This is a genomic window from Chitinophaga sp. (assembly GCF_039596155.1).
Lineage (GTDB): Bacteria > Bacteroidota > Bacteroidia > Chitinophagales > Chitinophagaceae > Chitinophaga.
On sequence record NZ_JBCNKF010000044.1, the window covers coordinates 19855 to 46643 of the forward strand.

Annotated in this window: 14 protein-coding genes; 8 read left to right on the plus strand and 6 right to left on the minus strand. The window is 42.6% G+C overall.

Annotated elements, in window-relative coordinates:
• Window positions 1-31 precede the first annotated feature (31 nt).
• Window positions 32-1162: a hypothetical protein gene (locus ABDW33_RS29025; RefSeq protein ID WP_343693597.1), complete on the minus strand. Its 1131-nt coding sequence runs from the start codon at window positions 1160-1162 to the stop codon at window positions 32-34.
• Between the two features lie 78 nt (window positions 1163-1240).
• Complete coding sequence (locus tag ABDW33_RS29030; protein ID WP_343693598.1) at window positions 1241-2260, minus strand: lysylphosphatidylglycerol synthase transmembrane domain-containing protein; 1020 nt, start codon at window positions 2258-2260, stop codon at window positions 1241-1243.
• 190 nt (window positions 2261-2450) lie between these two features.
• Here ABDW33_RS29030 and ABDW33_RS29035 point away from each other — a divergent pair, with 190 nt between their 5' ends.
• The 4 genes from ABDW33_RS29035 (at window position 2451) to mgtA (ending at window position 6973) form a co-directional block, all read left to right on the plus strand.
• Entirely contained in the window at window positions 2451-2618 is a 168-nt protein-coding gene (locus ABDW33_RS29035) for a hypothetical protein (protein ID WP_343693599.1), read from the plus strand.
• A gap of 125 nt (window positions 2619-2743) precedes the next feature.
• Window positions 2744-3397, plus strand: a complete 654-nt coding sequence (locus ABDW33_RS29040; protein ID WP_343693600.1) for a BON domain-containing protein — start codon at window positions 2744-2746, stop codon at window positions 3395-3397.
• Window positions 3398-3587: 190 nt separating this feature from the next.
• The gene (locus tag ABDW33_RS29045; protein WP_343693601.1) at window positions 3588-4397 is read left to right on the plus strand and encodes a hypothetical protein; all 810 of its coding nucleotides are present in this window, start codon (window positions 3588-3590) and stop codon (window positions 4395-4397) included.
• A 47-nt stretch (window positions 4398-4444) separates the two neighbouring features.
• Window positions 4445-6973: a magnesium-translocating P-type ATPase gene (gene mgtA / locus ABDW33_RS29050; RefSeq protein ID WP_343693602.1), complete on the plus strand. Its 2529-nt coding sequence runs from the start codon at window positions 4445-4447 to the stop codon at window positions 6971-6973.
• Window positions 6974-7030: 57 nt separating this feature from the next.
• Here the strand turns inward: mgtA and ABDW33_RS29055 are convergent, their stop codons facing one another.
• The 3 genes from ABDW33_RS29055 to ABDW33_RS29065 all read right to left on the minus strand — a co-directional run bounded on the left by ABDW33_RS29055 (window position 7031) and on the right by ABDW33_RS29065 (window position 9242).
• Window positions 7031-7654, minus strand: a complete 624-nt coding sequence (locus ABDW33_RS29055) for a phosphoribosyltransferase family protein (RefSeq protein WP_343693603.1) — start codon at window positions 7652-7654, stop codon at window positions 7031-7033.
• Between the two features lie 90 nt (window positions 7655-7744).
• Window positions 7745-8752 (minus strand): hypothetical protein, encoded by a 1008-nt coding sequence (locus ABDW33_RS29060; protein ID WP_343693604.1) that lies wholly within the window; start codon window positions 8750-8752, stop codon window positions 7745-7747.
• Window positions 8733-9242 (minus strand): AAA family ATPase, encoded by a 510-nt coding sequence (locus ABDW33_RS29065; protein ID WP_343693605.1) that lies wholly within the window; start codon window positions 9240-9242, stop codon window positions 8733-8735. Before ABDW33_RS29065 ends, ABDW33_RS29060 begins: the two co-directional genes overlap by 20 nt.
• A 409-nt stretch (window positions 9243-9651) precedes the next feature.
• Here ABDW33_RS29065 and ABDW33_RS29070 point away from each other — a divergent pair, with 409 nt between their 5' ends.
• The gene (locus tag ABDW33_RS29070) at window positions 9652-10482 is read left to right on the plus strand and encodes a universal stress protein (RefSeq protein WP_343693606.1); all 831 of its coding nucleotides are present in this window, start codon (window positions 9652-9654) and stop codon (window positions 10480-10482) included.
• Window positions 10483-10607: 125 nt separating this feature from the next.
• On the opposite strand, the gene ABDW33_RS29075 is transcribed toward ABDW33_RS29070, so the two are convergent.
• On the minus strand, window positions 10608-11996 hold the full coding sequence (locus ABDW33_RS29075; protein WP_343693607.1) for an MAC/perforin domain-containing protein: 1389 nt from the start codon (window positions 11994-11996) through the stop codon (window positions 10608-10610).
• Window positions 11997-13670: 1674 nt separating this feature from the next.
• On the opposite strand from ABDW33_RS29075, the gene ABDW33_RS29080 reads away from it, so the two are divergent.
• From ABDW33_RS29080 to ABDW33_RS29090, 3 genes are all read left to right on the plus strand, one after another.
• Window positions 13671-16100: a TonB dependent receptor gene (locus tag ABDW33_RS29080; RefSeq protein ID WP_343693608.1), complete on the plus strand. Its 2430-nt coding sequence runs from the start codon at window positions 13671-13673 to the stop codon at window positions 16098-16100.
• A gap of 14 nt (window positions 16101-16114) precedes the next feature.
• Entirely contained in the window at window positions 16115-17356 is a 1242-nt protein-coding gene (locus tag ABDW33_RS29085; RefSeq protein WP_343693609.1) for a glycosyltransferase, read from the plus strand.
• A gap of 69 nt (window positions 17357-17425) precedes the next feature.
• A complete protein-coding gene (locus tag ABDW33_RS29090) occupies window positions 17426-26782 on the plus strand; it encodes an amino acid adenylation domain-containing protein (RefSeq protein WP_343693610.1) in 9357 nt (3118 codons plus the stop codon).
• Window positions 26783-26789: the final 7 nt, after the last annotated feature.

A 26789-nucleotide genomic window follows, 5' to 3' on the forward strand; every position in this document is an offset into this window, starting at 1 on the left:
ACAATGTATTCGTCCGGGAAGTTATCTGTCGCTAATATCTTGCTATTAATACTAACCTGTTGAAATCTTTCAACTCCTCATTCTCTACTATCATTACTTCTCCATCCTTTTTTAGTACCAGGTATATAATCAGGTTGATCATATCAGGAGTCATGTGATGTAAATGCTGAAAAGTGGTAAACTGGGGGTCATCGCTATTATTGTCAGCAAAGAAACCAGGCAGCATATAATCTTTTTCGACCAGCAACCTGAGCCCTCTGTCGTCCATTACAGCCCTCCAGATATTCAGCCCTCCTGTAATGGTTAGCCGTTTCCCATATTGTTCCTGCAAATGTGCAATGATTGCCCGCCTGCTATTGCCAATATATTCCTGCATGTGTTTCCAGGTCAGAACGCCCAGTTTGGATAGATTATAATGCATATAATTTCCGTGTATTTCTTCCGCAATATTAAAAGCACCTTTTGCTACTTTTCTGAAACAACCTAGATCCGGGACCGCTCCTATAATGACGAGTGGAGTATCCTGAGGTATGTATAATGGCAATCGGCTGCTCGCTTCTCTATAGAAACTGGTTAGCCTTATTTCTTCCGTTGCAGATTTATCCTTTTCGAATCGCTGCAACACATTTTCTTCTGCATTTGACTGATCGCTTGCAGGAAAGGGATAGGTATGATCAGGATTGAATTGCAAGGGGAATACGTTGTCTTTTATTTCCGTTAATACTGTTAAAGCAGCATGAAAACACCTTACTTCTTTTTCGCTCAGGAGTAAAACGGCATAGGGAATGTTGTGGTTATATTCATATATTATCTGCCGGATATTAAATACCCGGTCGATCGTTACACTGGTCCTGACCGGAAAATGATAATACCATAGTTTTTTTACATTGGCAGACACAAATAACCCGGCCCCCTGCATATGACTTGCTGTCGCCAATTGCTGGTATAAGTCTTCCAGATTCTGTAGGTATGGATCTACCGTAGCGGCATCATACTTTTCCAGTAACCTGTTTTGAACGATCCGGATGCAATTCTCCGCATCCACATGGGCTGTATTTTGATCTGCAAAATCATGTTGGAGCGGGATAATAATAGAAATACATATATCGCTTTTCTCATGCTGCAATACATCAAGATCTTCAGTCAGGAGATGCTTTTTCATAGCGGAAGATTTATTGGTTACTGTACAAAGCTAGCTTCATAGAGGGGATATCTTCAATGATGCGGATCATAGTGAATATTAATATTCAGCGAACGCATCAGGTTGCTTGCTGTGCCCCGCATGCAGCCATTTCCTGTACATAAAGGTGCCGATAGGCATTGGTAACCAGAATGACAGTAACCTGTACACAAGTGTTACAATAATTGCCGGGCTCACTGGTATACCCATGCTGACAAAAAAATAGGTCATGCTACTTTCATATAGAACCAGTGCACCCGGTGCAAATGGAAGCAGGGAAATGATATTGGTAGCTACATACGCTGCCAGGATGAAAAAAGGGGAGATGGTAAATCCAATTCCCAGGAAAATAACATATAATGTAAATATGTCGGCCATACTTACCAGTAATTTAATTACATAAGCTTTTAAAATGACCTGCTTGTGTTGCTTAATAATTTCTCCCAATTCAATACGTTCATTCAGATGAAATTCGCTGGTGTTTAATTTAAATATTTTTTTTAGCCACTTTGTATGCACTGCTTTTTTGTATAGTCGGCTGATGGTTCCAGTACTATTCATTAAAAGTATGAGCACACCCAATACTGGATAGACAAAGAATCCCGAAAGCAGGGTAGTCTTTACGGGAATTGAAGACCATGCATGAAGTTTGAAAATGCACAATAGAAAAATGATAAATAGTTCCATGGAAGCATAGTAAATAAGCAGTTCTTCAATGACAAGGGAGAATATTTTTCCCTTGCTGATGTTAAATCTTTGTAGAAACTGGAAATAGAATAGGTTCCCGCTGATGCCTGCGCTGGGAAGTGTTTGATTAAAGCAAAGGGAGATAACAGCTGCTTTGGATAAATCTCTGATACCAGGATTCTCATTAGTATTAAATACGCTCAGGAGGTACTTATACTCCATGCCTGTTAGTAAATATGTCAAGATCTGTCCCCCGAGAGCGGCAATCAGCCAACCCGGCTGTACCTCTTTCAACAGACCTGCTTCTTTTTTAATTTCCGGGAAAAAAAAGGCAATGAGGACGGAGAGTATGAGCACGAAGAATAAAAACATACTCCAGGACTTTTTTTTCATATGTTCCTATTTAACATTAAAAGTAGGACCAATTGCTGATGTGATCAATGATCCATAGCACATGGTTCATAAGTTATTACCCGGGTTGAATGACTACAAGTGACGGATATCAATGTTTGCAATGATGATTCTTAATTTTTTTTGATAGAGAAAGTCTCAACTTTATTCCAACTTCTAAAACTACCCCAATATGAAAAACTATAAAAAAACCCTTTCAGTGATTGCTTCAGTAGCAATTGCCGGAGCTGCGATCGGTGCGATTCTTACCAGAACAGAAAAAGGTAAACAGCTGCTTGCAGAAATGAAGAAAAAAAAGCATTGTAATAGCCACGAATCCGTTGAATCTATTTTGAAATAATATACAGCAGTGGACTTAAATTCTGCAATAAAGTGCGGCAATAAAACGAAAGTTGATTTACTGCGGGTGGATTATTCCACCCGCGTTTTGTAACGGTTTATTTATTCACCCTAAAAGGATAAATTATGGAAAACGATTATTTAGTACAGCAGAATGTTCAGGACGAACTGCTATGGGAGCCTGCCCTGAATGCTGTTGAAATCGGTGTGTCCGTTAAAAACGGTATTGTAACCCTTAGTGGTACTGTTGATAGCCTAAGCAAAAAGTTAGCTGCAGAACGGGCGGTAAAACGAGTGAAAAATGTGAAAGGAGTAGCGATGGATGTAGAAGTCGTTTATCCCAGCAGTAATAAAAGATCAGATGCAGCTATTGCCCAGGCAGCGGTAGATGCTCTTTCCTGGAGTAATCTGGTGCCCAGTGATCAGGTTCATGTGGAGGTAGAAGATGGATATATTACCCTCGAAGGCGAGGTACAATGGCAGTACCAGCGGGATGCTGCAAAGGATGCTGTCAAAGACCTGCAGGGGGTAAAGGGTATTTCAAACCTCGTTACGGTCAGACCTGCAGCCTCCACTTTCCTCATCAAGGACAACATAAAAAAGGCCTTGCAACGAATGGCCAATATTGAAGCCGACAATATTGCTATTTTAACAGAGGAAAAGACGATTACATTAAAAGGAAAGGTTCGTTCCTGGCGTGAAAAGGAAGAAGTGGAACAGGTGGTTTGGTCTACTCCAGGTGTTTCCGCGGTAAAAGATGAACTTGAAATAGAAATTTAGAAAGAGTCACGGTTTATAGGATTACATTGCGGGCAGACTTTTCTGCCTGCATTTTTATTTGTCCTTTCAGGATAAGTATCATGTTCTCTTATGCCTGGTGGTAAAGGAAATGCGGCCATTTCCGATGTATTTTAAATGTCCATTCAAAGCAAAGAGGAAAAGCTCCTGATACCAGTTCAAAACTTCCATTATGAAAAAGATATTGTATGTGCAGGACGCATTGAATTACAATGCAGTCAATACCGAATTTATCGATTTTATATATGGTCTCACCGGCTGCCGTATCTCGGCGTTTTTTTTTGAAGACAAAGAAACTGCGCGTAAGCTATCTATACAACAGGCTGACTGGGAAGGTATATCGGATCTTAAGGCAACAGCTGTTACACAGCTGCGCGAAATCTGCAATGAAAATGTCAGGCGTTTTACAACAGCCTGTCATGTCAGAGATATACCCTATTCTATATCCAGAATGAGCAGGCAACTGGATGGCATAGTGCAGGAAAGCAGGTATGCGGATCTATTATTGCTAGACGTCGGTGATTATGATGATACAGTGCCAGGCGATTTTGCAAGAGAGCTGTTGTGCTATGTAGAATGCCCGGTAATTATCATGCCGTTGACCTTTCTGGGCGTAGAAGAACTGGTATTCACTTACGATGGGCGGGAATCATCGAGTTATGCTATAAAACAATTTACCTACCTGCTGCCGTTACTGGGAAATTACAAGGCCGTTGTCGTATGCATTAATCCCGGGATGATCGATGAGGCAGAATGGAACAAATTCCGGGAGTGGATAGATGGCTGTTATGCCCGTATCGAATTTTTGTATGCAGAAGGCAATGTAGCAGAGGAACTATTCGAAATACTCCGCAAAAGAGATCATCCATTCATTGTCATGGGCGCTTATGGCAGCGGGTTGGTTTCAGAATTATTAAATCCCAGTCAGGCAGACCCGGTTATTCAATTAACCAGTCATGCAATTTTCATCGCTCACCAGTAGATTAAAATGAAAAGGTTGTTGATAGCTAACAGGTAAATTCAGTCACTATGGAAGGGGAAATATCAGACAATTTTTATCACCTTCCGGCAGCAGAGGTAATGAAGGCATTATGCGCTACGCCAGGCGGTCTTTCTGCGCATGAAGCAGCAATTCGGTTAAGAGCATCTTCTTCCCGTTCACTAAAGACCGCGTCAGTTAGTTCTTCATTTGAGCTTTTCTTATCACAGTTTAAAAGCCCGGTTACTATTCTCCTGATTATAGCTGCGTTCCTTTCTATCCTGCTGCGGGATATATCAGACGCTGGTATCATACTGTTTATTATCCTGGTGAGTAGCCTGCTCAGTTTCTGGCAGGAGAGGGGAGCTACCAGGGCTGTGAAAGAATTGTTGAAGATCGTCCAGACCCGGAGTGTGACACTTCGGGATGGAAAAGAAACGGAGGTGCCTTCAGAAGAGATTGTACCCGGAGATATTATTCTGTTAAGAGCCGGAGACATTGTGCCCGGAGATAGTCTGCTATTAGATTCCGATGGGCTGTACACAGACGAAGCCGCTTTTACGGGCGAGACCTTTCCGGTAGAAAAGAAGGCGGGCATCGTTCCGGTTGATACCCTGATGTCTGCGCGTACAAATACGCTTTTAATGGGATCACACCTGATGAGTGGCAAAGGAAAGGCGTTGGTTGTCATCACCGGGAAAGATACCCAGTTTGGCATGATCTCCGCCCGGTTGAGATCCGGCCCCCCTGAAACAGAATTCGAAAGAGGCATCCAGCAACTTGGCTATATGTTAATGGAAATTACCATGATATTGGTGATGATCATTTTTGGCATCAATGTCTTGTTGCACCGGCCGGCACTTGATTCACTGCTCTTTTCCCTGGCACTGGCGGTTGGCCTTACCCCGCAGCTTTTGCCGGCTATTATCAGTATTAATCTCTCTGCCGGGGCCCGGGAAATGGCAAAGAACAAGGTGATTGTAAAACGGCTTTCTGCTATAGAAAATCTTGGTAGCATGAATATGCTGTGTTCAGATAAAACCGGCACTATTACTACCGGAAAAGTTACCGTGAAGGAGGCCCTGGACATTGAGGGCAATCACTCGGAAAAGGCTTTGCATTATGCATGGCTGAATGCTATCCTGCAGAGAGGTTATGTAAATCCTATTGACCAGGCCATTCAGACATCCTACCAGGGAGATGTGGGTGACTATATTGTTCAGGCTGAAGTATCGTATGATTTTTTCCGGAAAAGACTCTCCATACAGGTCAGACATCACGGGGATAATAAGGTACTGATAAAGGGGGCTTTTAATGCTATTATCGACGTTTGTAGCAGCGTCGAACTACCAGACGGTAGAATTATTGACATAGGTGCGAAACTCGGAAATATCGAAGAGCGGTATAGAAATCTGAGCAGTGCCGGCTACAGGGTACTGGGGCTTGCATGGAAGAATGGAACGAATGATAAGGACTTCACCAGGGAGGATGAAAAGGAAATGATATTTCTGGGCTTTATAGTATTGTTTGATCCACTGAAGCCAGATGTACAGAAAACGATTAAAACACTCCAGGAAACCGGAGTACAACTTAAAATTATCACGGGTGATAACTCAATCATTGCCGTCAACCTTGCCAGGCAAATTGGTATTGAAAAACCCGTGGTAATAACAGGCAGGCAGATCCTGGAGATGAGTAACAATGCCTTGCTGTACCAGGTGCAGCAGGCAGACGTATTTGCCGAAGTGGCACCCAACCAGAAAGAAAAAATTGTGCTCTTCCTGAAGAAATCCGGCAATGTTGTAGGGTTTATGGGGGATGGGATCAATGACGCACCTGCCTTGCATATAGCCGATGTGGGCATTTCTGTAGATACAGCAGTGGATGTAGCAAAAGAAGCTGCAGACATTGTATTGCTGAATCAGAGTCTGGATGTGCTGATTAAGGGGATAGCCTCGGGACGGAAGACATTTACCAATACTATGAAATATATATTCATGGCTACCAGCGCTAATTTTGGTAATATGTTCAGTATGGCCGGCGCTTCCCTGCTCCTGCCGTTTCTGCCATTGTTGCCTAAACAGATCTTACTGAACAATCTGCTGACGGATTTCCCGGAAATGACCATTGCCGGTGATAAAGTCGATGATCTGTCAGTGGCGCAACCCCATAAATGGGAAATAAGATTTCTCAGGCGGTTTATGATCATTTTTGGTTTATTGAGCTCAGTGTTTGATTTCATCACTTTTGGTATCCTGTTGTTTATATTAAAAGCAGATATGATCACCTTCAGAACCTGCTGGTTTGTAGAGTCCGTAATGTCGGCTACGCTCATCGTTTTGGTGATGCGTACCCGCTTACTTTTTTTCAGGAGTTTGCCGGGCAGGGGAATGCTGGTGGCTACAGCGCTGGTGTTGTCTTTTGTAATTATACTACCCTACCTGCCGTTAGCCGGTTATTTAGGTTTTGCCAGACTCGAGTTCCGCTATTATGGTTGGATGTGGCTAATTGTAGCCTGTTATGTTATCAGTGGTGAAGTAGTGAAGAGATGGTTCTTCAGAAAGTCTATCAATAAGTGAATCCTGGCTTTTAAACTAACCTGGGCAATAACATTATTTGTCTTTTTTATCAATTTATCAGGAATCCCTTTTCAAAAAATCAAGGGCTTCTTCATCGTCTATATTTTGAAAATTCTCATAGAAATCAGAAACAGCAGAGAACTCATCGGGGTCCTTCAGCATCACAATGTCATCTACCTCGTGTGATAGTTGCTTCGTTACATCATGCGGACACACCGGTGATGCAACGATAATCTTTTCCGCATTTCCCTTTTTGCATACTGCAACGACAGCAAGAATGGTAGCTCCGGTAGCAATGCCATCATCCACTATAATAACAGTCTTGTTTTTCAATTTAGGGAATAACTGGATATTGCGGTAGAGCTTCCTTCTTTTTTCAATTTCTTTTCTTTTTTGTTGTTCTATCGCATCGATATATTCTCTGGAAAATTTTTCTTTTGTACCCGGATTGTAATAAACTGTACCATCTTCCGTTACTGCGCCAATAGCATATTCCGGGTTGTCAACAGCGCTTAATTTTTTCACAAGAATAAAAGCCAGCTCGGCATGTAGGTGCCTGGCTACATAATAAGCGGTTTCCAGCCCACCGCGGGGAATTCCTATCACGACAGGATGCTCTTTCTTGTATTTTTCGAGAGACTTGGCCAGTTTAACAGCGGCCTGTTTACGATTATGGAACATGGCGAAAAAATTTAAATGACCAGTTTCCTAAATCTAAGGGTGTGCTATTCAAATAACAATGATATCAGTACCTGATTTTTTTGATATTCCTCATAGGGTTAACTTTAAGTAGTTTTCCATTAGATGGAGATATTTTACTGTTTGCTGCAGGTAGTCATTTTGTGAGGCTTCATCATTTATACTCGCCGCCCTGAGGCTATTTACTTTTGCCCGGACATTGGCCCGGTAAGCTTTGTAGTATATAAAGAGCATTTGCTCCTCACGGGATTTTATGACCGGCGAAATTTCATTATAACAGTGAACGAACATATCCGAGAGGTCATGCCTGCCTAATGCATCCAGATCCATGCATAGAAATGCAATTTCGTTGAGAATGTCGATCTGCCTGAAGCTATCATTGAATTCAATACAGTCAAATGGTTGGGGCGAGGGTAACAGAAAAATATTCCTTGTATGGAGGTCCCCATGACAATCGCGGAAGTAACCTAGCTGAACTCTTTTTATCAGCAGAGGACCGTTGTTTTGAATGAAGTGGTTCGAAATACTGATACTTTGATCAATGATTGCACAGTCAGCAGCACCGATCTTTTCCCGTAAAAATACAGTTTCATTGCCGAGGTCATTAAATTGAATCTGCAACTCAAGCGGGTTTACATCGTATATTTTAGTTGTGTATTTATGAAAGTGCGTAATTTTTTCTGCGAGTTGTTTGATATTGTCAGTAGAGACTTTATTGTTTGATAGTAATATATCCATTTGCAGGTTAGTGTCTACTTTTAACATCTTCACTGCATAGTCGATCACTTCCCCTTCATCTGTATCTATAAAGTACCGTTCTGACAATTTGTTGATCGTCACCACACCCAGGTAGATATGCTCAGTAAGTCTCTTGTTAAGAATGACTTCCTGTTCACAGTAATATTTTCGCTGTTCCATTGTCGAAAAATCGAGGAACGAGTAATGCACAGGTTTTTTAATTTTATAGACAAATTCGTTTCCCGCTAGCACCCAGGAAATATGGGTTTCTATCAGCCTGGTTGCATCTTGTGAATGCCTGCTTATGTCGGCGAGTAACTGGTCAATTTGTTCCTTTGTCATTTCTGGATTGAATATATTGGTTAGCAATTTCAAGCATCTCAGCAATATTTTCATCGGTGGAATGAAGTGTTAAATGTGCTTCCTTTAGCGGTTCCCACTGTGTTTTTAATAATTGATAGACTTTGAAATCGGCTTCACTGTCTTTTCGGGACATTTTCAGTCGCTCCCGGATAATTGCTTCGTCTGCGATGACTTCAATAAAGATAATAGTACAGTTGGGTAAGGCGTTCCTGATAAATTTTTGCCTGAGATTGTCTAAATAAAAAGTACCGTCCATTATAATGTTCTTTCCCTCGCTGATAGCGAGCCTCATTCTGTTGATCATTTCATCATATACCTGCTCTTTTTCTTTAGATGAGTATGTTCGGACGGGGAACATAGATTTCCTGATATGGTCGCTACTGGCATACGCTGCGTGAAGCAATGCCGCGAGACGTTCTGCAAAGAAGCTTTTGCCTGATCCTGGTAATCCCATAATGATGATGACCATTTTCCAATTTTCAGAAAGGTAGTTAAAATTACAGTAGCATCATTTGTTATCCGTCAGATGTTGACCAATGCTGGTTACTGGAATGATGAATACTACCATGTTAAAATTGTAGCCGTTGTCATGTAGGGTGACCAGTTATGTTATTTTATTACTCACCCTGAAGAAGAATTGGGGAAAGCGATTTGCTGATAGAATTATGAGATGGTACCATTTACATAGATGATATGCATAATTGCAGACAGTTTTACAAAAGATTAATCGTCGTCATCCCCTTCATGATGAATATCATTTTCCTTCTTCTCTGATTAGGTCAAATTTGGTGGAAAGACATATACATACAATGATGTTTTGCGCCAGTCGGTTTTTTTCCATCCATTGGCGTTTTTCTCTGACAATTTAATCCTATGTTATGAAAAGAATATTGTATGTGGCTAACGCTCTAAAACCCAATACTGGCCGGTTGGATTTTACGCTTTATGTGTGCCGGCTTGCAGAGGCGGGATTGAAGGCTGTATTTTATATTGAGAAGGAAACATATGCAGCAGAGGCAACCTGGATCAACCACGCTGCTGTGCATGCGGGACTGCTTGCAAATGAGCATACCAGCGCTTTAAAAAGACAACTATGTGATGCGCATATGCACGAATTTAAAACCCGTTGTGAACAAGAGGGAATACCTTGTTCCGTACATAAAACGGAAGATGATTTTCTGGATGAGATCATTTTGGAAAGCAGATATGCGGACCTGGTCTTATTAGATATTGCAATTGCATATACGCCCGGACATATATCTATTCCTACACCTGTTGCGGAGGAAATTCTGAGATCGACAGAATGTCCTGTTATAGCCTTACCTGAGACATTTAATAAAATTGATGAACTGGTATTTACCTATGATGGGAAGATCTCCTCAATGTATGCAATAAAGCAATTTACCTATTTGTTCCCCGGGTTTAAAGACATGCGGGTGACTGTCATTAGTGTAAATCCGGATGTTGTTGCCAATGAAGAGCGGTATAAGTTCATGGAATGGATGCATGACAGCTATAGCAATATTAATTTTATGGCTGTAGAAGGAGATGAAAGAAAGGGCCTGCTGGAGATCCTGCTGCAGCGAAGGGATGCATTTATGCTGATGGGAGCTTATGGCAGGAGCCGGTTTTCCACTTATATTCACCCCAGTCATGCTGACAATGTGTTGAAAATGACTAACCAGCCTGTTTTTATAGTCCATCCTTAATCGTGCTCCCTGTCTATTTGGTTACATTGAGTCACATTTTCCCGGCTTGCAGTACCATAGATAGTGTATTGTATATCAGGTTATCGTAATAGCCAATAAGTGGATATTACGATAACCTGAAATTATTAAGGCCTTGGATCAAGTTGAATGTTGATAGGTTCGTAGCCTGTACCAGGCATGATTTCGAACATCATTTCTGCCCACGGGTGTTTTTTATTGCCCTTAGAAGAAATAAATGCCCTGGACAGGAAGAACTTATGTTTGTTTTCAACCCAGGCTGAATAAATTGTTCCATATCTCCAGATATCGGTTCCGTCTTCATGCACGATGTTATACCGATAACTGATATTACCCCTGAATACGGCTGGTGTTTGCCCGTCTTCATCGAAGAACTGTATATACTGATCCCCGGTTTTTACATCACTCCAATAGGAGTCATAATAGAAATGGTTATCGATGTTATCCGCATAAATTTTGGCGTAGATTTTTTGCGCAACCAAACTGGCAGACCTGTCGTTGAGATATTGAATAATATAATCTTTAAGATTCGTCTGTTTAACCGGGTCATCAATCAATTCCCATAATGGTAATAGACCGTTTTCACCAAAATCAATCAACTCTGCATTTGCTTCATTAGAACTGGATTGCCAGCTTGAAATGTCAATTGTAGGGGTGTTTGATCCAATCGGTACCTGCCCGAGGATGCTTTTGGATGGATCACCGCCGATGGTTCTGTAGTAAAGTCGTTGTGAAAAGTTGGCGTTCTTCTCTTCCTCACTGTATGAGAAGTTGAGACCAGCGTTGATATTGAATAGTTTTTTCAATCCTACGTCAATACCAATTTCAGAAGACCGTGATCTTTCGCTGGCGGTCGATTGAGATTGATACATTACCTGCAGTTTTGCCCCAAGAATAATATCGGTGAGTACATGGGTGCCATAGGTGGCTACAATTTGTGCCGGCGTTCTGCTTTGTACATCTGCAAGGAAGGTTGGTTGCAGATAGGTTTTAAGCAGACTGATGTCGGCGTTTAATTTCACTCTTTTTTGCTTGATCACCAGGTCAAAATCACTGTAAATGTACTTTGAGTTGAATGCATCTGAACTATTGAAGGCGCCTGTGATAGAGGCCTTAAATAGTGGAATGTCAACACTGGCATTTACTTTTTGGGATTTTTTGTACAGATAGGACCTGGCATTTTCGCCGGAATTCAGGATACCCACCTGCGTCTTGGAAAGGTCCCATTCCACACGCAGGGGTTGAGCTGCTTTCAATGCATTTACATCAATAACAGAGAATTTAGACGCGCTTGAATTGGCGTATTCACCCGTTACATCATACCCATATCCTAAGAGGTCGTTCTGGCCATCTCCGGCTGAAAGTAGCGTGGGGATGTCACTGGGGTTCAATTTGTCTTTGCTTGAAACGGTTTCTTTTTTACAGCCAACTGCTGCTGAAACTAGTGTACCTGCAACCGCCGCAATTTGAATTGCGCGGGCAATTTGGATTTTCATTTTGTGATGGATTTTTCGTGGGTTATTTATTAGGGATTTTTAAAGAAAGATTTATTGTCAGGGATTTTATAATAAAATGTGGTTATTTTTCGCATATGGTACTTAACAACAGGTTGCGAATATAGATAAATTTTTAAATAAAATTTGCGGCTGAAATTAACCATTAACAACTGTTTTATTACAATTATTAATTAATGCAATTAGTGTTGATCGATTGGCGGAACGGGCTATAGTAATCAAACTGCGAATATATGCAAGTCGGATGGTGTATGTTTTCGCAGAATGACACTGTAGTAATATGAAGAATATTATTCTCACGCCGGGGCCGGTTATTTATTTGCTCCGAAGATAAGTGAGTGACGCGAGCCGGTGATGCTGATAAGAACTCCACGAGTTGGCGCTTTCACTGCGGATTAGTGCTGGTTGAGCTGAGTAAAGTTTCATGATATACAGACTCGGCTGTTATGCAATACCAGCTATACCCTGCAAATGCACATTCATATTCAGAATAAGGAAAAGTTCGCGTCAGGAATCAATTCTAAATTCGTTTTTATTATTTACAATACCGACTTTGTTTGTTGATATATTATTAATCAATAAAAATGAATGAACATCATCACTAGTAAGAATGGCCACCAAAGCAGTTATTAGCCTGCATGTAGTCATATAAACATTACCCGGCTCAAGTAATTAGAGCATTTTATATTCAGTGGTAAATTTTTTTTTTTGAATTTAATTTCTATATTGCAGTGCAGTTTCACACACCGGTTCAAAGAAACTTCTATTACACAAGATCTAAAGTTTAATTTTATTTGGTTTTTTAACGTCCCCAAAATTAAGAAGCACCATTTGTTTGAAAGATTTGTGACCTATGAGCTCTAATAGATGAGATACAATAAAGAAGACGTTAATCCATAATCAAATTGCAATTAAACTAAAAAACAAAACTTAAAATTTGGTTACTCTTTAATTAAGAGCTTCCATAAGAAAAACTGAACTTTTACCCGAACACAATTGATGATTTATTGGCATCCATAATAACCACTTATTTATTGGATTGTCTTTATTTACATCCAATTGTAAAAACTCATCTAATCTTTATGTTAACCAGATGTTGTATGATTAAATCTTTTTCTTGCAGTCATTGCTAAGTGATTACCCTAAGTGTGCGGAATTATGACTTGCTCTTTTCTTTCTTAATTGATTGACTTACTGGTTGACAACAGGAGCCACCTTCACCAGGTGTTGCTAATATAGCTGGCTTCTTTCTAATGCATTGCCATGGATTTGTATGTTAGAGGTGGGGGTTTTGACGGGAGAATAACATCATTATTTCGAAAACGTAAATAGAAATTTATTCAATACAAGCCAAACAGACTTGTTGCAATGATCGCTATACACGTAATCGAAGCTTTATGACTTAATTAAACACTAATTATTACTGTGTTTATCCAAAGCTATTTTGTAAAAAAGGGTATCGTCTCATTATGCCAACAAAATCAGGTGTCAAAGTGAATCATCAGAACTATTATTAGGTGGGGCACAGCATAATGTTGATATCGAGCGCACTGATTAAATCCTTTACAACGCGGCGAAACAGTTGCTATCATTGTTTCGGCTTATATTTTATTTGCCTTACAGGCAAGTACCTTTACAAATAACCCTTTTTTATTTATGATTAGACTTATCCTACTTAGTTTATTCATGTTTTGTACGATGTGCGACGAAGCATATGCACAGATCAAAGTAACCGGAAAAGTGAGAGATGTAGACGGACAACCATTACCAGGTGCGAACGCTTTAATGCTGAAAACGAAAGATTCTTCCCTGCTGAAAGGATATGTCACAAATGGCGATGGTGTATTTACCATTGATCAGATAAAAGCTGACAGCTTTATTATTTCTATCAGGATGACGGGTTATCGCAGAAAAGATACGCTGGTGTTGAGTAGAGACGCGGACTTGAACAGGGAAATAATACTGAAAGATCTTGTAGTGGAAGCGAGTCGTAGCCAGTTAAAACAAGTAGATGTCACAGCGCAGAAACCGCTCTATGAGCAAAAGATAGATAAGCTTGTAGTAAATGTTCAACAGAACATTTCCTCTGCAGGAGGAACTGCACTCGATATACTAGAGCGATCTCCTGGTGTAACGGTAGAAAGACAACAAAATACAATTTCGCTGAACGCAAGGGCAGGAATATTAATAATGATCAACGGAAAAGTATCGCGTTTGCCTATGGATGCTATTATTCAGCAATTAGGTAGTATGAGTTCCGCTAATATTGAAAAAATAGAACTCATCAGTAACCCTTCTGCACAATATGATGCAAGTGGAAACGGTGGTATCATCAATATCGTCCTGAAAAGACCTGCTGAATATGGTACCAATGGTACTTATAATGTTACACTCGGATATGGATTGAAAGAAAAGCTGGGAGCAGGCATCAACATTAATCATCGTGCAGAGAAGGTAAATATTTATGGCGACTTTTCTTTCTATCGCAATCACACCAGCCAGCGTTTTGAGAATGCAAGAACAGTGAAAGATGGTACGGATAATAATTATACCGGTACGGTGAGTAAAAGGGATCCTGTCACTACTAACTTTTCTGCACAGGTTGGGCTTGATTACAATGTTTCACGAAAGACTACTATCGGAGGTTTTGTTACCGGATATAGTAATAAGTGGGTAATGGACGCTAATAACGATGTGACCCTACAAGTCAATAACATCTCTGCGGGTAGTATTGGAATTGTTAACAATGAAACGAATACCTGGAAAAACCTGGGTGGAAATATATATCTGACACACGAGATCAGAAAGGGTAGTAGCGTCAGTGTGGATATTGATTATCTCTACTATGATAATGACAATCCCACCCGGTACCGCAATCGTTACTATGATGCGGGTGGAGTTATGATAATAGATTCAAACCTGATGGCCAGTAAGAAAACGCCTGTAAATATATGGGTTGGTAAATCAGATTATACAGTAGCTTTCAATGACAACATTAACCTGGAAGCTGGTGTGAAAGGATCTTATTCGAAGTTTGAGAATAATGTGCTTTTGAACAAATTGGAAAATCACAACTGGACAGAAGTACCGGACTTTTCCCAGTCTTCTGAATACAAAGAAAAAATAGGCGCGGCATATGTTGCATTGAATACTTCACTAAGCAGTAAAACCAACCTGAATGTAGGAATGCGTTATGAGTATGCAGATATAGATCTGAATATATTAGTGAAGAATAGTGGCATAAAAAGGAACTTCAATAATCTTTTCCCAACATTATTCTTTTCACACGATATCAATAAACAACAAACCATACAGTTTTCTTACGGCAGAAGGATCACACGGCCATCCTTCAGTGACCTGGCTCCCTTTGTCATCTTTATTGATCCAACTGCTTATTACTATGGGAATGCTAACCTGCTTGCTGCTATTACAGATGGGGTGAAACTGGATTACAAGTTTCTCAGGTACCTGCTGTCTTTGCAGTATAGCCACGAGTCTAATGCGTTTGCCCAGAACCAACCGGTTATTGATAGCGCTTCAAACGTAGAAGTGCTGACAACACTTAACCTGAAATACCGGGATACATACAGCTTGATGTTTGCCGCTCCTTTCAAGGTAAACAAATGGTGGAATATACAAGTCAATTGCATCGGCAGTATCCGCAAAGTAATGACCAGCCATCTGGACAACAATGTCAGCATTAATCAGTCTTATTTGCGGCTTAACCTGGTGCAGCGATTTAAGTTGCCTGCGGGAATCTCTATGGAGCTAATGGGTGTATACAGATCACCCGGTATTGCAGGAATCTCTAAAACATCTGCTGCAGGATCAGTAGATGTTGGACTGCAAAAGAAAATCCTTAAAGACAAAGGAGCACTTCGCCTCAACGTGAGTGATCTGTTCTGGACAAACATCGATAAACAGCGGCTGGATATACCTGGCAATAACCTTGATGTGAGAGTTTTATACCGTTACGAACCGAGAATATGCAGATTGAATTTTACTTACAACTTCGGTAGTAACAAAGTTAAGAAACCGGAGGAAAGAGAATCAGGTGCAGAAGAAGTAGGTAACCGCGTTCACTGATCACTGACACACATATGGCAAAGATTGTTATTCTTATGGACGCAGAGGAAGGACACCTCCTTCCTACCTTTGACCTGAGTTATGGGTTGAGAGAGAGAGGTCATGAAGTAATCTATGTAAGTATCTGTGACAATGAGAAGCTTGTCAGAGCGCATGGATTTAGTTTCATACCTGTGCTTGAAGAGGTTTTCCCGCCAGGTTTTAGAGAACAATATAAACGGCGTCATGAAATACAGGGGGCGGAGGGGCCTGAAAGCATAGCAGCATTTCAGGAAATTATCAACGGCGCTTATGATCAGCTAGTCAATGTGATCAGGCCTGACATTTATATCGTTAGTACTTTCCTGCGGTTTGACCTGTTATTACTTTATTACAAATACGGGATCCGGCCAGTAGTGTTCACCACCTATCTTCGGGACCCGGGAGTTACACTTTCTAAAGATTGTGTAGGTGATCTATTGAAGATTCCCCCTGAACTTACGGCCTCCCTTATCACCTACCTGGCTGATATCGGGATAGTAGTGCGTTCACTGGAGCATCTTGCGGCACCTTTGAATAGTTTACGGGAATTAGTAGCCTGCCCCCTGGAGCTGGATCTGGAGCCTGCGGACAGTAAGCTGAATAGCATCAGTATAGGACCGTCCATCAGACAATGGGACAAAGGAGATCCTTTTACAGCTGGTCTCATTGAAGCAGCAGGAGGAAGACCCTTGATATATGCATCTCTGGGATCACAGGTGTTAAGCTATGGAGATAAGAGCAAAACATTTTTCCGTGGATTGTTACAAATGATGGCCACTGAAGAAATGAAAGATAAGTATATGATACTGGCTATTGGCCCCGAGATGCAGTCGTCAGTACTCGGCAATATTCCTTCTAACGTAAAGGTCGTCAACTGGATCTCTCAGCTGGATGTATTGAGCAAAGCTTCATTGGCTATCATTCATGGTGGACTGGGAACAGTAAAAGAGTGTATCTGTTTTGGTGTGCCTATGATCGTAGTGCCCATTGCAAGAGATCAGCCATCCAATGCTGCAAGGGTAGTATACCATGGCTTAGGAAAGAAGATAGATTTTAATCAGTTGGATTGGATATTGCTGAAAGACCAGGTGAATACATTAATGCAGGATGACAATGTTTTCATGAATATAAAAAGAATGCAACAACTATTCCTCGAAGAACAACATTCCCGTAGAGGAGTTGCTGCGATAGATGAACTTGTACGGCCAACCCAAAAAAGAGAGATCAGGATTTAAATTTATAAGTATAAACAGAAGGCAACGTTCTTAATACCCCGAGTATTTATTTCCATTATAACTGAATTTATGCGCCCATATAACCCTACTGCTTCCCAGCAGCTGATCTGGCTCGATCAGCGGATCGCAGGAGCGTCAAGTAAATACAACATTGGAGGATACACAATCCTGGAAGGTGAATTATCTTATGCTCACCTGACTGATACAATCAGGAAGATCTTACATTCACAGGAAGCTTACCGGACACTGTTCTTTGAAACAGATGGTGTATTGCGTTGCCACGTGCTGGATGAGCTGAATGACTGGCACATGGAAGTGCTCGATTTTGAAGGAAATGAAACAGGTGCAGTCGCTTGGATGGAGATGGATTTTTCCAGACCATTCGATAGCGAGGGAAAGTTGCTGTTTACTTTTAAATTATTAAAAGTCGCCAATAATAAACATTTCTGGTATGCCTGTATACATCATCTGATCAGCGATGGATGGTCATTCAGGTTGTTGCTGAACCAGACGGCCCAATTGTACTCAGAACAGCAGGCATTAATACCAGCATATAATTACAGCGATTATGCCAGAGAAGAAAATCAGTATTATCAATCAGAGGCGGCGCTGAATGACAGAAAGTTCTGGCTGGAGCAGTTTGCTGAACTGCCACATGATATTTTTCATAGAAAAGAACAGGAGGGAAACCAGGAGCTGATAGCGGGCACAGAAACCTTAGCCATCGATAAACAGGCAAGGGCGGTGCTACAGCAAATTGCGGATGAGCATAAGGTTTCTTTATTTCAACTGATCATTTCTCTGGTGCTGTTATATTTTTCAAGAGTTTCCTGTCAGCAAAGAATTGCTTTTGGCGTACCTGTACTGAATCGGAGCAGCAGGGCACACCGCAATACTTCTGGTATGTTTATGAACCTGTTATCTCTTCCGTTTGAAATAAATGAAGGGAATACCATTGCTGATATTATGAAGGCTATAAAGAAGAAGATGTCTCTTTTCCTTCGCCATCAGCGCTATCAATATGGGAATTTGATAGGAGATCTGAATTTGAAGCAGCAACAGAAGCATCTGTATCAGCTACGTTTTTCGTATGAAGATTTTGATTTCACACAGACATTTGGAAACCTGAAAGCCACTTCAATAGCATTTTCAAATTTGTCGGAAGTGGATCCGCTGGCCATCTATGTGCGGGATTATAATAGTGACGGCTTTGATGTACGATTGATCTATAATACAGCATTCCTCGACAAGGAAATGGTTAACCAGTTTTGCCGCAGCCTGAACCACCTGATCAACATATTACCAACCATTCAGCATAAGACTGTTAACGAAATTGAACTGCTCAGTGTAGCTGATACTGCACAAGTGTTAGCAGCCGGGAAGGGGCCAGATAAGAAATATGTACATACAGATTTCCTGGACATGTGGCAACAGGCAGTAGCCAGTTATGGCGAGCGGATAGCTGTTTCCTGTGCAGGGCGAAAATATACTTATAACGCATTCAACCTGCTCGCTACCGGCATAGCCAGCCGTTTACAGGCCAGTAGCCGGTGTAAGGAGGGAGGTGTTGTGGGTATTATGCTACCACGGGGAGAACACATGATAGCAGCTATGCTGGCCGCCATGATGAGCAAGCTTACCTATGTGCCGATAGATACCGCATATCCGGAAAGCAGGATCAGGTTTATGCTGGAGAATGCGGGGTGTCAGCTATTGTTGCGCCAGGAGGAAGGAATAGATCGCATTGGGGTAGAGGAATTGAATGGAGAGGGTATTGTGCTGCGTGAGCATCCCTGCTATATCATTTATACATCCGGGTCCACTGGACAGCCCAAGGGGGTGAAAGTGTCCAGAGAGTCGGTCGCTGATTATGTAAATACTTTTAGAGAATATTATGGTTTGAAGGCAGAAGATGTAGTCTTACAGCAGGCATCCAATAGCTTTGATACATCTGTAGAGGAAATATTTCCCGTCCTGTCGGCAGGCGGCCGCTTGCATATACTTACAGATCATAGGGATCTTACAGCATTAAGGACAGCCCTTTTCGAAGAGTCTGTTACATTGCTGAGTACGACCCCAGTTGTGATCAGATGGCTGAACGGACAGGATTTACCCTCTTCCCTGCATACCATCATTGCTGGTGGAGATGTGCTTAGGGTGGAAGACGTGAGGAAGTTCCCTCGGGGAATAGCCTTGTACAATACATATGGGCCTACAGAAAGCACAGTATGCGCCACCTATTACCCCATCACCAGGCAGGAAAGATTAATGCCTATTGGGAAGGCTATTCCTAACAGGCAGATCTATATATTAGACAGGTGCATGCATTTGCAGCCGTTCGGGGCGGAAGGAGAGATCTGGCTCGGGGGAAAAGGATTGGCTATAGGATATACCGGAGACCCATCACTAACAGAAGAAAGATTTGTTGCAAGCCCTTTTATAGCGGCAGAAAGATTATACCGTACCGGGGATGCCGGTATTATGAGTGAAGATGGGACGATACTATTCAGAGGAAGAATAGATGAACAGCTTAGTTTCAGAGGATACAGAATTGAGGCCGGAGAGGTGGAAGCTGCTATTCTTGCACAAGAAGGGGTAGCAGAGGTACTGGTAGCAGTAAAAGAATTACAGCAAACGCCAGTGCTGACCGCTTATATCCGGTATACCGGCGGGCATCAATATACGGCCAAAGACTGGCGTAGGTTATTGCAGGAAAAGTTGCCAGCATATATGATACCTGGGGCATGGGTTGTGCTGCAATCATTTCCACAATTGCCAAGCGGGAAACTGGACAAGGCATCTCTGCCAGCATTGACGATGAACATGTTACAGGACGATTCCCTGAATAAACAGCAACCCGTTTCTTATCTGGAGAAAAAGATCAGTGAGATCTGGAAAGAGTTCCTGCCGGTGAAAGAACCGGGCATAGACGAGTCATTTTTTGACCTGGGCGGAAACAGTTTGAACATCATGCAGCTGGAAAGCAGGTATGAATCTGCTTTCGGGGTAGAAGTATCTGTAGCAGAGCTCTTCCGCAGCACTACTATTGCAGATCATGCATTGCTGATTGAAAGCAAAGCCAGCGGAAATTTCGATACAATACCAGTGGCAAAAGAGGCTGCGCATTATCCACTTTCTGCCGGACAACGGCGTATGTGGTTATTGAGTCAGGTAGAAGCAGCCAGCCGTTCTTATCACCTTGGAGGGAATGTGCTGTTACAGGGAGTATATAACCCCGGAATTTTTGAGAAAGCTATTCAGCAGGTAATTGACCGGCATGACATATTGAGAACCATATTCCTGGAAAATGAATCCGGAATGCCATGTCAGGTAGTACTGGACAAGACAGCCTGCTCTTTCCGGTTGATTTATAACGATCTCAGTACCGCCACTAAGCAGGAGATAAATTTATATGTACGCGAGCTGCGAAGCAAAGCATTTGATCTTTCTACCTGGCCATTGATCAGGGCAGGATTGATAAGACTTGGAGAAGACCGGTATCTCTGCTGGTTTAATATGCATCATATCATCAGTGATGGCTGGTCAATGGAGCTGATGCAACGGGAGATATTTCATTATTATGACGTATTGAAACAGGGGGGAACTGGTTTACCATCATTGCGTCTACAATACAAAGATTATGTATTATGGAAGGAGCAGCAATTGTTGTCAGGCGGGCTTTCTGAGGCAAGGCATTACTGGCTGCGGCAGCTGGGAGGAACTTTGCCGGCACTCAGCTTGCGAAATGCAGCGCCCCGGCCTGTGCTGAAAACGTATAACGGCAAATTGCTGGCAACAACCTTACCACTTAAAAATATTGCCGGCCTGCAGGCTTTATGCCAGAAAGAGGGTGGTACACTGTACATGGGATTAATGAGTGTCCTTTTGATCGTATTATACCGGTATAGTGGCCAGACGGATATTATTATAGGAACACCTATAGCGGGGCGCGATCATGCCGACTTAAGTGATCAGATTGGGTTTTATGTAAATACTCTTGCCCTGCGTACCCGCTTTGAGCAGGATGACAGCTTTCGCTCTTTGTTACTCAAAGTCAGGGAAGTGGCCCTGTCAGGATATGAGCACCAATCTTATCCCTTTGATCTGCTGATGGAGGAGCTTACCCTCAGGCGCGATGTCAGCCGTTCGGCTTTATTTGATGTGATGCTGGTATTGCAGAACCAGCGGAGCGGAGGAAATGCCTTGAGACATGATCATATCCTGAAAGAAGGAGTGGTGGCAGATATGGGCATTACAGCGGCTAAGTTTGATCTTACCATTGATTTTTTTGAATATGGTGAAGGACTCGAGATGTGGGTAGAATATAATACTGATCTTTTCAGTAAATCTGTAGTCAGCGATTTTATTCATCACTTTGGCAATATCATCAATATAGTTACAACACAACCTGATCTATCCCTGTCTGTGATTCCTTATCTCACGGTGGAAGAAAAGACAAAGTTGCTGCAGTTTTCCGGAAAGGATATCCTGACACCGTTACCAATAGAAGATACCCTGGTATCACTTTTCATGGATCAGGTACGGGCGCGGCCGGTAGCTGTTGCGCTTATATTCCGGGATAAGGAATTTACTTTTTCTGATCTGGATGAATGGTCTTCAAAACTTGCCTCCTATCTGGTATCGCATGGAGGAGTTGTACCGGGAGATCTGGTTGGTGTAAGCCTTCACCGTAGTGAATGGCTGATCTTTTCCCTTCTGGCAGTATTAAAAGCGGGTGCAGCTTATGTACCTGTAGATCCATCCCATCCGGCGGAAAGGAAAGATTTTATTGTAAAGGACAGTGATGTTAAGGTGCTGATAGATGAAGCTTTTATACAGTATTTCAAAGAAATACAAGACGGGCTTCCGGTTCATCCCCTTAATGTGCATATCAATCCCGGTCAGCTGGCTTATGTGATCTATACATCAGGATCAACCGGAAAACCAAAGGGATGTATGTTGGAACACAGGAGCGTGGTGAACCGCCTGCATTGGGGAGTCAGGCATTTTGGTTTATCTCCGGCAGATGTAATCTTACAGAAAACGACATATGCATTTGATGTGTCAGTATCCGAGCTGTTTACTCCCTTATGTTTCGGTTGCAGGATGATCCTGTGTGACGATGCGGCTGTTTATTCTACTGAAAAAATCGCAGCCATTATTGCTGCGCACAAGGTGACGTTTATCCATTTTGTGCCTACCATGTTACAGAACTTTCTGAGCATGGAGATGCAGACCGCTGCGCAGCTGGAGAAGCTGGGCTCCTTAAATCGGGTGATCACCAGTGGAGAAGAGCTTCCATTAAAGGTGTTGCAGGACTGGTATGCCAAAGTAGATATACCCGTATCGAATTTATACGGTCCTACCGAAACAACAGTCGAATGTACCTATTATGACACGGTACCCGGTGAAACGGAATTGCCAATAGGAAAAGCGGTATTTAATTCTTCATTGTATGTATTGGATGAACGTGGAGAGCTATTGCCTCCCGGGGCAGCCGGTGAGCTATACGTAGGGGGAGTACAGGTGGCACGGGGATACCTGAAGCGGCCGGCGCTTACTGACGAGAGATTTTTACCGGATCCATTTAGTGATATTCCTGGCGCCAGGATGTATAAGACCGGGGACCTGGTAAGATGGCGACCCGATGGAAACCTTCTTTTCCTGGGCCGTATCGACAACCAGGTGAAGATACGTGGATACCGCGTAGAGCTTGGAGAAGTAGAAGAAATTATCCTTCAGCAAAATGGTATTACAGGTGCAACAGTGGTGCTACATACTACATCCTCTGGCGACAAGCTGCTGGTCGCATATGTAATCTGTGAGGAAGGACTGGATCTGAATAATATACGCCAGATCCTTACAGCAAGTCTGCCCGCATATATGGTGCCCTCCTGGATATTCCGGGTAGACAGTTTCCCGGTTACCACAAATGGAAAGATAGATAGAACAGCTTTTCCGTTACCAGAAAATGTAGATCATCATGATGAATATACAGAACCTTCTACCGAAATAGAAGTACAGTTGTGCAGTATATGGCAGGAGGTATTGAGATATGATAAGCCGATCGGCATCAATACCAGTTTTTTTGATCTGGGAGGGCATAGCCTGAAATTGATGCAATTGATCAATAAGTATCAACGACAGTTTGGGGTGAGGTTACAAATGTCTCAATTATTTCGCCATACAACAGTGGCTACACATGCTGCACTGGTGACAGGCGCACATACAGAAAGCTACCAGGAAATCATGCCTGCTCCTGCTCAACCGGACTATCCTGTTTCCGATGGACAGCGTCGCATATGGTTGCTTAGCCAGCTGGAAGAAGCATCTCGTTCTTATCATCTGCCAGGAGCATTTTACCTGAAAGAGGAGCATGATGCAGCGAGCCTGGAGCAGGCGGTGCAACAGGTGATCAACAGGCATGAGATATTAAGGACCGTGTTCAGGGAGAATGGAATTGGAGAACTGCGACAGTACATACAACCTTCAGAAAGCGCATCATTCAGACTGGAGTTGGCTACAACGGAGCATGAAGATGCTGCTTATGAATACATACATAAATGCTGGAACCAGTTGTTCGATCTAAGTGCAGGGCCATTGTTGCGAGCTGGCCTGGTATATCTGAAATCTGGTGGTTGTATATGCTGGTTTAACATGCACCATATCATTAGTGATGGATGGTCCATGGATATATTCCGCAAAGAGATCTTTACTTTTTATGAGGCCATCAGGAATGGGCGCACACTTTCCTTGCCTTCTTTACGCATTCAATATAAAGATTATGCGCTTTGGCAAATGCAGTACAATGGAAGAGGGTTGGCTAGTGCACGTCATTACTGGCTGCAGTTGTTCAAAGAAGAAGCACCGGTGCTTGCATTGCCGGCCATGAAAATCAGACCTCAGCTGAAGACCTATAATGGACATTCTTTTTCTATACAACTATCCAAAGAATTGGTAGACAGTTTTTCTACCCTATGCCAGCAATATGATTCCACATTATTTATTGGTCTGCTGACCACTTTGAATGTGTTATTATATCGTTACAGTGGACAACAGGATATTGTAACGGGTACAGCGGTGGCAGGCAGACAACATCCTGATCTGGAACCGCAAATAGGGTTTTATGTAAATACATTGCCATTGCGGAACAGGATACTGGGAGAAGATACTTTTATCACCCTGCTGGAGCGCATTCGGGAAAATACACTGGAAGCATTTTCTCATCAGTCTTATCCTTTTGACCGGCTGGTTGAGGAACTGTCCTTGCGGAGGGATAATAGCCGTCATGCTCTTTTTGATATCATGATGGTCTTACAGCATCGTGGAGAACAACCAGCACTTTCAGATGAGCGTCCGGCAGTTAGTGGAATAACGGATAATGGGCCCTGCACAGCGAAATTTGATTATACATTTCAGTTTACAGAAAGGGAAGATGGTATTGATCTTACCCTGGAATTTAATACGGATATCTATAGCCATGAAATGGCAAGCAGGTTACTGCAGCATTACCAGCAATTCACAGCGGCTATTACAGCAGCGCCGGGGCAGCCTATTGACGAGATCTCCTATCTGAGCGATGCCGAAAGGGAGCAATTGCTGGTGGCTTTTAATGATACTCATATAGACTATGCAATTCCTCATTCTATCTGTGATGCATTCAGAGAGCAGGCATTGCTTTTCCCTGATCATCCCGCGGTGATTGATGGAGATAGGATCATCACCTATAATGAATTATATGAGCGAGGCAATCAACTGGCCCATTACCTCCTTTCACAAGGCGTGGAACGGGAAGATAAGATCGGCATCTGTATGGGAAGATCTTTGGAAATGATAGTCAGCATTATAGGAGTACTCAGGGCGGGTGCCGCCTATGTACCCATTGATATTAAATATCCGGAAGAAAGGATCCGGTTTATGCTGGAAGATACCAATGTGAAGCTGTTGCTGGGTACCAGTGATATGGCTGATATGGTTGGTGATTATCCTTTATTCTTTATAGATAGTGATCAGGAAAACCTGTTCCACCTGCCTGTAAGCGAACCTGCTTGTACTATTGCTCCCAATGCACTGGCGTATATTATCTATACTTCAGGATCCACCGGCCGGCCAAAGGGTGTAATGGTAGAGCATAAGGGGATTGTAAGCCTGAGTAAGGCAGATGGGCGCCGCTATGCTATACAAAGGTCAAGCCGTTTCAGCGTGATGGCGTCTGCCAGTTTTGATGGAATTGTATGGGAAATTTATGCAGGGCTGCTTAATGGCGCTACTTTATATATCATACCGGAAGATATCCGTTTCGAAGAGGACCAACTCGCCGATTATTTCCGGGTGGCGGGCATTACCCATTGTTTTGTTACAACAGGGATGGTGCCGGTATTTACGCAAAATGATGCATACAGGAACAGCTCCTTACAATATCTGCTGACAGGTGGCGATCAGTTGAAACTGAACAGGAATGTCAGTCTTACTTATCAGCTGATGAACATGTATGGACCTACAGAGAACACTGTTTTTTCCACTTATTATGCGGTACAACAGGATGAAAAAACAGAGCTTCCTCCAATTGGCAAGCCTATAGCTAATAGCCGTTGTTATATCCTGGACAGGCATCTACAGCTTTGCCCGGTAGGAGTAGCGGGGGAATTGTTCGTAACAGGTCCGGGGCTTGCGCGGGGCTATCTGAATCTTCCTGACCTCACCGCAGAAAAATTCATCGCTGACCCTTTCCATGCCGGAGACAGGCTCTATCGTACAGGAGATCTGGCCCGCTGGCTGGAAGATGGTAATATAGAGTTTATGGGCAGAATAGATCAGCAGGTGAAGATAAGGGGATACAGGGTAGAGCCGGGAGAAATTGCGCATACATTGCTGCAGATAGCAGGAATACGGGATGCGATAGTGGTACCCGCGCAAATGGAGAATGGTCCTCAGTATCTGATTGCTTATATCGTCAGTGACAGTCAATATACTGCTACTGATATCCGGACAATGTTAAGTGCCCGCTTGCCTGAATATATGGTACCTGCCCACTTTGTATTACTGGAGCAGATGCCGCTGACCCTCAATGGAAAAGTAGACAGGGCTATGTTGCCAGCGCCATCACGAGCGCTGCTGGAAACAAGCGTTATCGATGCACCTCCCCGCACGGGTACTGAAGAGAAGCTGGTAGCTATTTTTCAGCAGGTGCTGCAACGCGACAGGATCGGTATAAAAGATAATTTTTTTGACCTCGGAGGAAATAGTATGCTCTTAATGAAAATCCGGACGGCTATCCGGAAAGAGTTTGAAGTACCCTTACAGGCCAAAGATCTCATGCGACTGCTTACAATAGAAGACCTGGCAGTGGCTATAGATAGTCTTGGCTGGCTGCAGCAAAATACATCTATTGCACCTGCAGATGAAATTGAAGAAGTCATCATCTAATCCCAAC